A 12,695-nucleotide genomic window follows, 5' to 3' on the forward strand; every position below is an offset into this window, starting at 1 on the left:
AGGACCGGCCGGCGTGACTTGATAGGAGCGTGGCGTCGCCCCCCACTGAGATGTGTCCGCCGACCGGCCCAACCGTCACCTCACAGTGAAGGAGGCAACCTCCATGGTTGTTGTTGGAGCCGATGTACACAAGCGCACGCATACGTTCGTCGCCGTGGACGAGGTGGGCCGCAAAGTCGGCGAGAAGGTCGTTGCAGCCACGACTTCAGGTCATCGCCAGGTGGTGCGATGGGCTCGCAGTCAGTTCGGGGTCGAGCTGGTGTGGGCGATCGAGGATTGCCGACACTTGTCAGCCCGCCTCGAGCGCGACCTGTTATCCGCCGATCAGAAGGTGGTGCGAGTTCCATCGAAGTTGATGGCTCAGAGCCGGGCCTCGGCGCGTACCCGAGGCAAGTCTGATCCGATCGATGCGTTGGCCGTCGCGCGAGCTTACCTGCGTGAGCCCGATCTTCCGGTGGCCTCCCACGACGAGGTGTCGCGGGAGCTGAAGCTGCTGGTGGACCGCCGTGAAGACCTTGTGGGGCAACGTACTTCGACGATCAACCGGTTGTTGTGGCGCGTGCACGAACTTGATCCGGGCCGAGCACCGAAACCGGCGTCGCTGGATCTGAGCAAGCACCGCAGGTTTGCTCGGTGACTGGTTGGCTACCCAGCGTGGTCTGGTCGCCGAGCTGGCCCGCGAGGAGTTGGCCGACATCACCCGACTCACCGAAGCCATCAATGCCTTGACCAAACGTATCGGCGAGCGCGTCCGTGCGATCGCTCCGGCGCTTTTGGCGATGCCCGGCTGTGGCGAGCTGACCGCGGCCAAGATCATCGGTGAAACCGCCGGGGTCACCCGCTTCAAAAGCGAGGCCGCCTTCGCCCGCCACACCGGGGTAGCCCCGATCCCGGTCTGGTCGGGAAATACCGCCGGCCGCGTGCGCATGACTCGCTCGGGCAACCGTCAACTCAACGCCGCTCTGCACCGTATCGCGGTCACTCAAATCCGCCTCGACGGCCTTGGTCGGGCCTACTACCGAGGCCGGCTCGCCGCTGGTGACTCCAGGCCCGAGGCCCTGCGCTGCCTCAAACGCCGCCTGGCCCGTGTCGTGTTCCACCACCTCCACACCGACCACCACAACCGAATCCAGCCTTGCCAACCGGCAGCGGCTTGACATAGGAGAAACCCATGGCGCTGGCAGATCTCGTCGTTACCGGAACCATCCTGACCGTCGATGACGCGAGACCCACCGCCGAGGCGCTGGCCATCGCCGATGGCCGCATCATCGCCGTCGGCACTCGCTCCGAGGTCGCCGAGTTCATCGGCGCCGACACCCAAACCGTCGACGTCGGCGACGGTTGCGTGCTGCCGGGATTCATCGAGGCACACGGTCATCCGCTGATGGAGGCCGTCGCGCTGTCGGACCGCATCGTCGACATCCGCCCCGTCACCATCCCCGACCCCGACGATGTCGTCGCCGCGATTCGTCGGGAGGTCGCGCGGCGCGGATCGGCGGGCGCCTACCTGAACGGCTGGGACGCGCTGCTGCAATCGGGCCTGCCCGACCCGACGCTGTCCTGGCTCGACGAGATCGCGCCGGACGGCCCGCTGGTGATCATCCACAACTCCGGGCACAAGGCCTTCTTCAACTCGCACGCCGCGCAGCAAAACGGGCTGACCCGCGATACCCCGGATCCCAAGGGCGCCAAATACGGTCGCGACGCCAACGGCGACCTCGACGGCACCGCCGAGGAGATCGCCGCGGTGTTCCCGCTGCTCGGCGGGGCCATCTCGGCCGACAGCTACCCGGCGATGCTGCTCGCCGAGTGTGAACGGCTCAACCGGGCGGGGCTGACCACCTGCTCGGAGATGGCGTTCGATCCGAACTTCGGGCCGCTGGTCGCCCAGTTGCATGACCGGCTGACGGTCCGGCTGCGCACTTACGAGGTGTCCAACCCGCAGATGGCCACCGCGGCCACCCCCGGTCAGGGCGACGACATGCTGCGCCAGGTCGGCATCAAGATCTGGGTGGACGGGTCGCCATGGATCGGCAATATCGCCCTGTCCTTTCCGTACCTGGACACCGAGGCCACCCGGACGATCGGCATCCCAGCGGGTTCGTGCGGCTGCGCCAACTACACCGCCGAGCAGCTGCGCGAGATCGTCGGCGCCTACTACCCGCTGGGCTGGCAGATGGCCTGTCACGTGCAGGGCGACGCCGGTGTCGACACCATCCTCGACGTCTACGAAGAGGCGCTGCGCAACCATCCGCGCGACGACCATCGGCTGCGGCTCGAGCACGTCGGCGCCATCCGCCCCGAGCAGCTGCGGCGCGCCGCCGACCTCGGGGTCACCTGCAGCATCTTCGTCGACCAGATCCACTACTGGGGCGACGTGATCGTCGACGGGCTGTTCGGCGAGGAGCGCGGATCCCGTTGGATGCCAGCAGGATCCGCGGTGGCCACCGGGATGCGCATCTCGCTGCACAACGACCCGCCGGTCACACCCGAGGAGCCGCTGCGCAACATCAGCGTCGCGGTGACCCGCACGGCGCCCAGCGGCCGAGTGCTGGCACCCGAAGAGCGGCTGACTGTCGAGCAGGCCATCCGCGCGCAGACCATCGACGCCGCCTGGCAGCTGTTCGCCGACGACGTCGTCGGCTCGCTCGAGGTCGGCAAGTACGCCGACCTGGTGGTGCTGTCGGCCGACCCCCGCACGGTGCCGCCCGAGCAGATCGCCGAACTCGACGTGCGCGCGACGTATCTGGCGGGCCGCCGGGTCTACAGCCGGTGACGCCCAGCCTGCAGGAGCTGCTCGACGGCCTGCATGTGGTGGCGCTGCCGATGCGGGTGCGGTTCCGCGGCATCACCACCCGCGAAGTCGCGCTGATCGAAGGCCCGGCGGGGTGGGGCGAATTCGGGGCGTTCGTCGAGTACGGGCCCGCCGAGGCGGCGGCGTGGCTGGCGTCGGGCATCGAGGGCGCCTACCGGCAGCCGCCACCGGTGCACCGAGACCGCATCCCGATCAACGCCACCGTGCCGGCCGTGCCCGCCGCCGAGGTGAGTGCGGTGCTGGCCCGCTTTCCCGGCGCCTCGACTGCCAAGGTGAAGGTCGCCGAGCCCGGGCAGACGCTGGCCGACGACGTCGCCCGGGTCAACGCGGTGCGCGAAGTGGTGTCGACGGTGCGGGTGGACGCCAACGGCGGCTGGACGGTCGAGCAGGCGATGCTGGCCGCGGCCGTGCTGACCATCCACGGTCCGCTGGAATACCTCGAACAACCCTGCGCCACCATCGACGAGCTGGCCGAGCTGCGGCGGCGCATCGACGTGCCGATCGCCGCCGACGAAAGCATCCGCAAGGCCGACGACCCGCTGGCCGTGGTCCGCGCCGGCGCCGCCGATATCGCGGTGCTCAAAGTCGCTCCGTTGGGCGGGGTTTCGGCCCTGCTGGACATTGCCGCGCAGATCGACATCCCGGTCGTGGTCTCCAGCGCGCTGGACTCGGCGGTCGGCATCGCCGCAGGGCTGACCGCCGCGGCGGCGTTACCGCAGCTGCGGCACGCCTGCGGGCTCGGCACCGGCGGGCTGTTCCAACAAGACGTGGTCGACGTCGCCGCGCCCGTCGACGGCGCTCTGCCGGTCGGGTCGGTGACCCCCGACCCGCAGCGGCTGGCCGCGCTGCAGGCGCCACCGGAGCGGCGGCAGTGGTGGATCGACCGGGTCAAGGCCTGCTATCCGCTCCTTGTACCGTCGTCCGGGTGATCAACCTGGCGTACGACGACCGCGGCAGCGGTGAGCCCGTGGTCTTCATCTCGGGCAGCGGCGGCCCCGGGCGCACCTGGTTACCGCATCAGGTCCCGGCGTTCATGTCGGCCGGCTATCGCGTGATCACCTTCGACAATCGGGGGATCGGCGCCACCGAGAACGCCGAGGGGTTCACGACGGAAACCATGGTCGCCGACACCGCGTCCCTGATCGAGTCGCTGGGCGCCGCCCCGGCGCGCATCGTCGGGGTGTCGATGGGCGCCTTCATCGCCCAGGAGTTGATGGTGGCCCGCCCCGAGCTGGTGACCGCCGCGGTGCTGATGGCCACCCGTGGCCGCCTGGACCGCGCCCGTCAAGGCTTTCACGAGGGCGAGCAGGAGCTGTACGCGTCGAACATCGAACTGCCGCCCGCTTACGAGGCGAAAGTCCGTGTGCTGGAAAACTTTTCGCGCAAGACGATCAACGACGACGTGCTCGTCGCCGACTGGATCACGATGTTTCGCGCCTGGCCGGTCAAGCGCACCCCCGGGCTGCGGACCCAACTGAGCGTGTCCCCGCAGACCAACCGGCTCGCGGCGTACCGCGCCATCACCACCCCGGTGCTGGTGATGGGTTTCGCCGACGACGTGATCACCCCGCCGCACCTCGGGCGCGAGGTTGCCGACGCGTTGCCCAACGGCCGCTACGTGCAGATCCCCGACGCGGGTCATCTCGGGTTCCTGGAGCGGCCCGAGGCGGTCAACAGCGTGGCGCTGAAGTTCTTCTCCGACGTCAAGGCTTGAGCGTCGACAGTTAGCCACCCAAAGTACAAAATTCGTGAGTCTAAGTGGTTAGCGTACTCGATTCAAGAGTTAGTCTTGGCGGACTTATTCACATCAAGTTAATACCTTCGCCGCCACCGGAACTGGGCCGATCAGTTAAAGTGCGTCCCGTGCGCGCGAGCGATGTATATCCGGAACCAAAGCGGATGCGGGTCAGTATTGGATTAGAACAATTGTCTTGGCACGCTGAAGGCCAAGGCGATCTGCTGGCGCCGGCCGGACAACGCGATTCGCGGATCACCACGCTTCGCGACCAGCTGAGCAGGTCCCATGCGGTGCTGGAGTCGACGTCGGCGCGCTTCACCGAATTGGCCGGGACGATCCCCGTTGACATAAGGAATCTGGGAGACCGACTCTCCGGAATTCTCAACGCCGCGATGGTGGAGGCCGAAGAGATTCGCGCCGAGGCGCAACGGTTCGCCACGACCGTTCGGGCTGAGGCCGAGGACCGCGCCGCCCGAATCGTCGCCGAAGCCCAGCTAGAGCATCAGCAGGCGGCCGAGCTGCGGGCCGACATGGAAACGCGGAGTAAGCAACTGCGGGATGACATTTCGCGTCTGCGGGAGCAGGCATCCGTGAGCGCCGCGCAGCGTCTGGCCGAGGCCGAGAATCGGGCGGAAGAGATGTTGGCCCAGGTGCAGCGCGATGTCGACGCCCAGTGCGCGGCGGCGCAGGCAAAGCTGGAGGAACTCGTTGAAGTGCGCGAGAAGATCGTCGCCCAGCTGAAGCACTTCTACGACAAGTTCAATGCCCTGGAGGGCGCTGTCGAACCGGCCGATCGAATACCGTCGATATCCTTGGCCTCTTCTCTGGCGTCCCCTCCGTTGGACGTTGCCGCCGCTGGCCGCGCCTATTCGGCTCATCCGGTGGAGGTCACTCGCGAGCCGCTGGACGATGTCGGTTAGCTCGAACTGGCTGCAGGAGAGAACTGTGACCGCCCACGTTTACCAGGACGAAACACAACCTGCTGAGCAAGCAATTTCTTCAGCAGCCGCAGAAATGCAGACGTCAAAAGAATTCCCCACGTTTCAGGTGCAAATGCGCGGTTTCAATCGCGCTCAAGTGACCGGCTACATTCAGCGCATTCATGGTGAGATCGGGTCCCTGCAGGACTACGTCCATAAGCTCCGGCGCGAGGTCTCCGACGCGCAGACCGAGCACGGACGACTCACCGCCGAGATCGCCGCATTAGGCGGTGACATCGAACGCCTGTCCGGTCCGATTGAGTCGGTAGAGGGCATGTCGGATCGTATCGCGCGGATGATGCGTGTCGCCTCCGAAGAGGCGCGTCGCGTCAAGGAGATGGCCCGGGAAGAGGCCGAGGCGCTGACCCGTGAGCTGCACGAGCAGGTTGAGTTGGCGCGTCAGGAACGTGCCGCCGCCGGTGTCGCATTAGACGATCTCCAGGCTTCCGCGGCCGCCCGCCGCGAAGAAATTCTGACCGTCGCCAAGGCGGAGGCCGAAGAGGTGCTACGGATCGCATACAACGAGAGGGCCCGTCTCGCCGACGAGGCCGAACGGCATCGCCGGGAGATTCAACGCCAGCTCGCCGAGGAGGAGGAGCGTCGCCGTCGCGAGACGCAGCAGCGTCTCGACCAGCACATCAAGTCCAGTTGGGAGCAGGTCGAGGCGCAGGTTGCGGAGTACGAGAAGGAGAGTCGTCTGAGGGCGGCCGGTCTGCTCACCGCCGCCGAGCGCGAGGCGAAGGTGCTCAAGGAGCGCGCCGAGGCCGAAGTCAGGGAGTTGTTCAAGGTGCGCGGGGAGGTCCTGTCGGGGCTGAATGAGATTCAGGCCCGGATCGAGACGGCTGTTCGGCGCGACAAGATCAGCGTCGTCAAGAGTCCACCGGCCGACGATGAGGTCGGAGGGGCCTGATTTCTTCGCGCCCGGCGCCGACTCCGGTGCATCACGCGGATTCAGCCCAACTGCTCCACGCGCGACGCGAGGTGAGAGGCCTGTGACACCCTGTAGGAGTGAATCCCTCGACGACACAGGCTCGCGTCGTCGTTGACGAGCTGATCCGCGGGGGCGTTCGCGACGTGGTGTTATGCCCCGGCTCGCGCAACGCCCCGCTGGCGTTCGCGTTGCAGGACGCCGATCGCGCCGGCCGCGTCCGGTTGCATGTGCGCATCGACGAACGCACCGCCGGCTATCTGGCCATCGGCCTGGCGATCGCCGCCGGTGCGCCGGTCTGCGTCGCGATGACCTCGGGCACCGCCGTCGCCAACCTCGGTCCGGCCGTGGTCGAGGCGAACTACGCGCGGGTGCCGCTGATCGTGCTGTCGGCCAACCGGCCCTACGAACTGCTGGGCACCGGGGCCAATCAGACCATGGAACAGCTGGGCTACTTCGGCACCCAGGTGCGCGCCACGATCAGCCTCGGTCTGGCCGAGGACGCGCCGGAACGGCTGGATTCGCTGAACGCGACCTGGCGATCGGCCACCTGCCGGGTGCTGGCGGCCGCCACGGGTTCGCGCACCGCCAACGCCGGCCCGGTACAGTTCGACATCCCGCTGCGCGAGCCGCTGGTGCCGGATCCGGAACCGCATGGCGCGGTGACGCCGCAGGGCCGGCCGGACGGTAAACCGTGGACCTATACGCCGCCGGTCTCCTTCGACCAGCCGCTGGACATCGACCTGACGCCCGACACCGTGGTCATCGCCGGGCATGGCGCCGGCGTGCAGCCCACTCTCGCGCAGCTGCCGACCGTGGCCGAACCGACCGCGCCGCCGGCGGCCAACCCGCTGCACCCGCTGGCGTTGTCCCTGCTGCACCCGAAGCAGGTCATCATGCTCGGCCGCCCGACCCTGCATCGTCCGGTCTCGGCGCTGCTGGCCGACCCGCAGGTGCCGGTCTACGCGCTGACCACCGGCCCGCGCTGGCCGGACGTCTCGGGGAACTCGCAGGCCACCGGCACCCGGGCGGTCACCACCGGGACGCCGAATCCGGCGTGGCTGGACCGCTGCGCCCAGATGAACCGGCACGCGGTCGCGGCGGTCCGCGACCAGCTCGCCGCGCACCCGTTGACCACCGGCCTGCACGTCGCCGCCGCCGTGGCGGATGCGCTGCGGCCGGGCGATCAGCTCGTGCTCGGGGCGTCCAACCCGGTCCGCGACGCCGCGCTGGTGGGGCTGGACACCCACGGCATCCGGGTCCGGTCCAATCGCGGCGTCGCCGGCATCGACGGCACGGTGTCCACCGCGATCGGTGCGGCGCTGGCTCACGAACGCGGCGGGACGGCCGACAACCCCGCCCGCACCGTCGCGCTGATCGGCGACCTGACGTTCGTCCACGACAGTTCCGGCCTGCTGATCGGCCCGACCGAGCCGACGCCGCGCCATCTGACCATCGTGGTGTCCAACGACAACGGCGGCGGCATCTTCGAATTGCTGGAGCAGGGTGACCCGAGGTTCTCCGACGTGTCCACGCGCATCTTCGGCACCCCGCACGACGTGGACGTGGGCGCGCTTTGCCGCGCGTATCACGTCGAGAGCCGCCAGATCGAGGTGGCCGAGCTGGACGCGGCGCTGGGCGAATCGGGTGCGGGCATGCGGGTGCTGGAGGTCAAGGCGGACCGCTCCTCGCTGCGAGGACTCCATGCGGCCATCAAGGCCTCCTTGTGATGTCGCCAAAAACATTGCTGCGCATGCTGATCCACGGCCGCAGCGATGAGCCGCCGACGACGCCCGCGCGGATTGCGTTGCGGCTGACGCGGATCACGGTGCTGATCATCGCCGGTCTGGTCACGCTGCAGTCGGTGTTGCTGGTGGCCGGCGCTTGGCGCAACGACCTCGCGATCCGGCACAACATGGGTGTGGCGCAGGCGGAGGTGCTCAGTGCCGGACCGCGCCGCTCCACGATCGAATTCGTCACTCCTGAGCGAGTCACCTACCGGCCCGAGCTCGGTGTGCTATATCCGTCCGAATTGGCCAAGGGTATGCGGATATACGTCGAATACAACAAAAATGACCCGAACCTGGTGCGGGTGCAGCACCGCAACGCCGGCCTGGCGATAATCCCGGCGGGGTCGATCGCGGTCGTCAGCTGGCTCGTCACACTGGTTGTGCTGGTAGGCCTGGCGCTGATAGACAGGCGATTGGACCGTCGCGACGCGGCCAAAAGTGTGGATAGCAAAGAGGCATAACGCATTAGGCAGCAGATTTCGCGCCCCGTATGCCAGTCGGCAACCTGAGCGACAGGCAGTGCTGACATCATGGCCGGGTGCGCGTTGCAATCGTCGCAGAATCTTTTCTGCCGCATGTCAACGGTGTCAGTAATTCAGTAATTCGGGTGCTGGAGCATCTGCGTCGAACGGGCCACGAGGCCCTGGTGATCGCCCCCGACACCCCGCCCGGTGAACCTCCCGCCGAGCGCATTCACGACGGCATCCGGGTGCACCGGGTGCCGTCGCGAATGTTCCCGAAGGTCACCACGTTGCCGCTGGGTGTGCCCCGGCCGCGATTGCTCAAGGTGCTGCGCGGATTCCAGCCCGATGTGATGCACCTCGCATCGCCGGCGTTGCTGGGCTACGGCGGCGTGCGGGCCGCGCGCTACCTCGGGGTGCCGACGGTCGCCGTCTACCAAACGGACGTACCGGGTTTCGCCGAGAGCTACGGCATCGGGATCACGACGCGGGCGGCGTGGGCGTGGTTCCGCCATCTGCACCGGCTCGCCGACCGCACCCTGGCGCCTTCCACTGCGACGATGGAATCGCTTGTTGCCCACCGAATCCCGCGGGTCCATCACTGGGCGCGCGGTGTCGACATCATGGGATACGCGCCGTCGGCACGCGACGAGGCGCTGCGCCGGCACTGGTCGCCCGAGGGCAAGCCGATCGTCGGCTTCGTCGGCCGGCTGGCGCCGGAGAAGCATGTCGAACGCCTCGCCGGGCTCGCCGCGGCCGGTGACGTGCAGCTCGTCATCGTCGGCGACGGCGTCGACCAGCAGAAGCTCCAATCCGCAATGCCCACAGCGCTTTTCACCGGTGCCATGTACGGTGCCGAACTCGCCGCGGCGTACGCCAGCATGGACGTCTTCGTCCACACCGGCGAGCACGAGACCTTCTGCCAGGTCGTTCAGGAAGCGCTGGCCTCAGGGTTGCCGGTGATCGCGCCGGACGCCGGCGGACCGCGTGACCTCGTCACCCCGTGGCGCACCGGATTGCTGTTGGGAGTCCATGAATTCGAGCAGCGACTGCCCGAGGCGGTGGGGCATCTGCTGGCCGAGCGTCCGCGCTATTCGCACGCCGCACGCAAGAGCGTGCTCGCCCGCACGTGGCCCGCTATCTGCGACGAGCTGCTCGGCCATTACACGGCCGTGCAATCCCCAATTGCCCGGGCTCGCGCCCGCAACGCGCAGCGCAAACACGCGCAAGGCGAGTGACGTTTCGCCCCTAGCCCTGCGCCAGCTCGGCGACCGGCTGCCACTGCTCCCAGGTGCGTAACCTGTTCTCGTAGTCGGCCTTTGCCGTCTGCAGCGGCGAAGCGCCGAAGAACACCCGCAGCGGCGGCTGCTCGGCGTCCACCACCTTCAGCAGCGCGGCGGCCGAGGCTTTCGGGTTGCCGGGAGCGGCCCAGCGCCGGCTGCGTTCTTCTTGCACGGCGGCGCGCAGCTCGGCATAGGCGGGCAGCGGGTCGGCGTGCTTGGCCGACGGGCCGGACCAGTCGGTGTCGAAGCCGCCGGGTTCGATCAGCGTGACGTGCACACCGAACGGCGCGACCTCCTGGGCCAGCGCCTGTGAAAAGCCTTCCAGCGCCCACTTCGACGCGTGATAGATGCCCACGAGGGGAAACGCGGTGATGCCCCCGATCGACGACACCTGGATGATGTGGCCGCTGCGCTGCTCGCGCAGGTAGGGCAGCGCGGCCTGGGTGACCCACAGGGCGCCGAACACATTCGTCTCGATCTGATCGCGCGCGTCCTGCTCGGACAGCTCCTCGACGAACCCGAACTGGCCGTATCCGGCGTTGTTGACCACGATGTCCAGCCGCCCGAAGTGGTCGTGGGCCTGTTTGACCGCGGCGAAATCCGCGTCGCGGTCGGTGACGTCCAGCGCGATGGGCAGCAGCGCATCGCCGTACTTGGCGACCAAGTCGTCCAGCGATGCGGTGTTGCGTGCGGTGGCGGCAACCTTGTCGCCCCGCTGAAGCGCGGCGATCGTCCACTCGCGCCCGAATCCACGTGATGTACCGGTGATAAACCAAACTTTTTCGCTCACGCCGTTGTGTAACGCGTGCGTCGGCGCACCATTCCCGAGCGGCCGGATCCGGTCCGGGTAGCGTCTTGTTCGTGAGTCGTGCGGCCTTGGACAAGGATCCCCGGGAGGTCGCGTCGATGTTCGACGGCGTCGCCCGTCGTTATGACCTGACCAACACCGTGCTGTCGCTGGGGCAGGACCGCTATTGGCGGCGGGCCACCCGTTCGGCGCTGCGGATCGGGCCCGGCCACAAGGTGCTCGACCTGGCCGCGGGCACCGCGGTGTCCACGGTGGAGCTGAACAAGTCCGGGGCCTGGTGTGTGGCGGCCGACTTCTCGGTCGGGATGCTCGCGGCCGGGGGTGCGCGCAAGGTGCCCAAGGTCGCCGGCGACGCCACCAAGCTGCCGTTCGGCGACGGCGTATTCGATGCTGTGACAATCAGTTTCGGGTTGCGCAACGTCGCCGACCCGCAGGCGGGACTGCGGGAGATGGCCCGGGTCACCCGGCCCGGCGGACGCCTGGTGGTGTGCGAATTCTCCACGCCCACCAACGCGCTGTTCGCCACCGTCTACAAGGAATACCTGATGCGAGCGCTGCCGCGGGTGGCACGGGCGGTGTCCAGCAACCCCGATGCCTACGTGTATCTCGCGGAGTCGATCAGGGCCTGGCCCGATCAGGCCGCACTGGCAGAGCAGATGGCGCAAGCCGGATGGTCGGGAGTGCGGTGGCGCAACCTGACCGGCGGAATCGTGGCCCTACACGCGGGGCATAAGCCGCTGCGCTGAGATCCGCTCTTTAGTGTTGGCCGGCCGCCTGCACCACGCCCACCTGGTCCGGGCAGTAGTGGTCGACGGCCGCACCGAGGAACTGGAACGCCTGACCCTGGCTGGTGCCCCGCGGCAGGTTGTGCTGGATGAAGTTGGCCGACTGGTACGCGTCGTGGTCCACACCCCGACCCAACCGATCGCAGGCGATCTTGCCCAGCCACGCCAGCTGGTCCTGCGGCTGATAGATGCCGAAGCCGTTGACGGTTTGCTTGAACGGGGCGTCGTAGTCGCTGGGCGGCGACGGCGTCCGCAGCGGCGTCGGAGCCGGAGGCGGCAGCGGCGGCGTCGTCGGGTCGGCCAGTGCCGGCGCGTTCAGCGAAGCGCTCAGCGAAACGGCGGCCGCCGCTACGGCGACGCTTGCAAGCAGCTTGGTACCCCTCATTAGCCGGACTATACACCGCGATAACGACTTGCTCACGGCCGATCAGCCAAGATGGGCGGTCAACAGCCAGCCGCCGACCGACTTCAGCCCGGTGGGTTCGTCGCGAATGTCGACGATCCCGGGCATCCCGACGGATTCGTCGGGCACCCGGGCGTGCAGGCGGGCCGGGCGGATCTCGTCGACGACCCAGTACTTGGACACCGCGTCGCGCAGTTCGTCGGCGGTCACGGCGTTGATCGGGCCGCCGGGCACCGCGGCCTTGTCGAAGACCAGGGCGAAGTAGGAGGCGCCGGGAGCGGCGGCACGACGGATCGACTGCTGGTAGCCCTCGCGCGCCTCGACCGGGATGGAGTGGAACAAGGTGCTGTCGACGATGGTGCCGAACCGTCGGTCGTATCCGGTGAACGCGCTGATGTCGGCGACCTCGAAGGTGGCGTTGGTCAGTCCGCGTCGAGCGGCTTCGCGGCGGGCCAGGTCGATGGCCGTGGGCGACAGGTCCAGACCCACCGTGTTGTGGCCCAGTTCGGCCAGCGCCATCGAGATCGCCGCCTCGCCGCAACCCACGTCGAGGATGTCGCCGTGGAACTTGCCCTGCTCGATAAGGGCGGCCAGCTCAGGTTGAGGGGCGCCGATGCTCCATGGCGGACGCACTCCCTGGCCGAACGTGGTGGATTCGCCGCGGTAGGCCGTTTCGAACTCGAAATCAGTTGGCTGAGTCATGC

Annotated in this window: 12 protein-coding genes and 1 pseudogene; 10 read left to right on the plus strand and 3 right to left on the minus strand. The window is 68.0% G+C overall.

Annotated features, from left to right (window positions below; genetic code table 11):
• The first annotated feature begins 85 nt into the window (after window positions 1-85).
• The 9 genes and pseudogenes from BN973_RS06070 to BN973_RS06110 all read left to right on the plus strand — a co-directional run bounded on the left by BN973_RS06070 (window position 86) and on the right by BN973_RS06110 (window position 9,950).
• Window positions 86-1,157 (plus strand): annotated as a pseudogene (locus BN973_RS06070) (IS110 family RNA-guided transposase).
• A gap of 14 nt (window positions 1,158-1,171) precedes the next feature.
• Entirely contained in the window at window positions 1,172-2,776 is a 1,605-nt protein-coding gene (locus BN973_RS06075) for an amidohydrolase (RefSeq protein WP_036466596.1), read from the plus strand.
• A gap of 50 nt (window positions 2,777-2,826) precedes the next feature.
• A complete protein-coding gene (locus tag BN973_RS06080) occupies window positions 2,827-3,744 on the plus strand; it encodes an o-succinylbenzoate synthase (RefSeq protein WP_407067587.1) in 918 nt (305 codons plus the stop codon).
• Window positions 3,741-4,529, plus strand: a complete 789-nt coding sequence (locus BN973_RS06085; RefSeq protein WP_036466598.1) for an alpha/beta fold hydrolase — start codon at window positions 3,741-3,743, stop codon at window positions 4,527-4,529. The genes BN973_RS06080 and BN973_RS06085 overlap by 4 nt, the downstream gene beginning before the upstream one ends.
• Before the next feature lie 149 nt (window positions 4,530-4,678).
• Window positions 4,679-5,473: a V-type ATP synthase subunit E family protein gene (locus tag BN973_RS06090; RefSeq protein ID WP_139830260.1), complete on the plus strand. Its 795-nt coding sequence runs from the start codon at window positions 4,679-4,681 to the stop codon at window positions 5,471-5,473.
• Between the two features lie 25 nt (window positions 5,474-5,498).
• The gene (locus tag BN973_RS06095) at window positions 5,499-6,443 is read left to right on the plus strand and encodes a hypothetical protein (RefSeq protein WP_198048896.1); all 945 of its coding nucleotides are present in this window, start codon (window positions 5,499-5,501) and stop codon (window positions 6,441-6,443) included.
• Window positions 6,444-6,541: 98 nt separating this feature from the next.
• Window positions 6,542-8,191: a 2-succinyl-5-enolpyruvyl-6-hydroxy-3-cyclohexene-1-carboxylic-acid synthase gene (gene menD, locus BN973_RS06100; RefSeq protein ID WP_036466600.1), complete on the plus strand. Its 1,650-nt coding sequence runs from the start codon at window positions 6,542-6,544 to the stop codon at window positions 8,189-8,191.
• Window positions 8,188-8,712, plus strand: coding sequence for a DUF3592 domain-containing protein (locus BN973_RS06105; RefSeq protein WP_139830259.1), 525 nt, complete (start codon window positions 8,188-8,190; stop codon window positions 8,710-8,712). The genes menD and BN973_RS06105 overlap by 4 nt, the downstream gene beginning before the upstream one ends.
• A 77-nt stretch (window positions 8,713-8,789) precedes the next feature.
• Window positions 8,790-9,950, plus strand: a complete 1,161-nt coding sequence (locus tag BN973_RS06110; protein WP_036466602.1) for a glycosyltransferase family 4 protein — start codon at window positions 8,790-8,792, stop codon at window positions 9,948-9,950.
• A gap of 10 nt (window positions 9,951-9,960) precedes the next feature.
• On the opposite strand, the gene BN973_RS06115 is transcribed toward BN973_RS06110, so the two are convergent.
• Complete coding sequence (locus tag BN973_RS06115) at window positions 9,961-10,785, minus strand: SDR family oxidoreductase (protein ID WP_036466605.1); 825 nt, start codon at window positions 10,783-10,785, stop codon at window positions 9,961-9,963.
• 71 nt (window positions 10,786-10,856) lie between these two features.
• Here BN973_RS06115 and BN973_RS06120 point away from each other — a divergent pair, with 71 nt between their 5' ends.
• Window positions 10,857-11,549: a demethylmenaquinone methyltransferase gene (locus BN973_RS06120; RefSeq protein WP_036472093.1), complete on the plus strand. Its 693-nt coding sequence runs from the start codon at window positions 10,857-10,859 to the stop codon at window positions 11,547-11,549.
• Between the two features lie 10 nt (window positions 11,550-11,559).
• On the opposite strand, the gene BN973_RS06125 is transcribed toward BN973_RS06120, so the two are convergent.
• Window positions 11,560-11,973 (minus strand): DUF732 domain-containing protein, encoded by a 414-nt coding sequence (locus tag BN973_RS06125; RefSeq protein WP_036466606.1) that lies wholly within the window; start codon window positions 11,971-11,973, stop codon window positions 11,560-11,562.
• Between the two features lie 42 nt (window positions 11,974-12,015).
• Window positions 12,016-12,693, minus strand: a complete 678-nt coding sequence (locus tag BN973_RS06130; protein ID WP_036466607.1) for a class I SAM-dependent methyltransferase — start codon at window positions 12,691-12,693, stop codon at window positions 12,016-12,018.
• Window positions 12,694-12,695 lie beyond the last annotated feature (2 nt).

The organism is Mycobacterium triplex (genome assembly GCF_000689255.1).
GTDB lineage: Bacteria > Actinomycetota > Actinomycetes > Mycobacteriales > Mycobacteriaceae > Mycobacterium > Mycobacterium triplex.

Excerpts from the sequence above, each read along its gene's own strand:
- BN973_RS06075 (WP_036466596.1), top strand. The coding sequence starts at position 1,172 with ATGGCGCTGGCAGATCTCGTCGTTACCGGAACCATCCTGACCGTCGAT.
- BN973_RS06080 (WP_407067587.1), top strand. The coding sequence starts at position 2,827 with ATGCGGGTGCGGTTCCGCGGCATCACCACCCGCGAAGTCGCGCTGATC.
- BN973_RS06125 (WP_036466606.1), bottom strand. The coding sequence starts at position 11,973 with ATGAGGGGTACCAAGCTGCTTGCAAGCGTCGCCGTAGCGGCGGCCGCC.
- BN973_RS06130 (WP_036466607.1), bottom strand. The coding sequence starts at position 12,693 with ATGACTCAGCCAACTGATTTCGAGTTCGAAACGGCCTACCGCGGCGAA.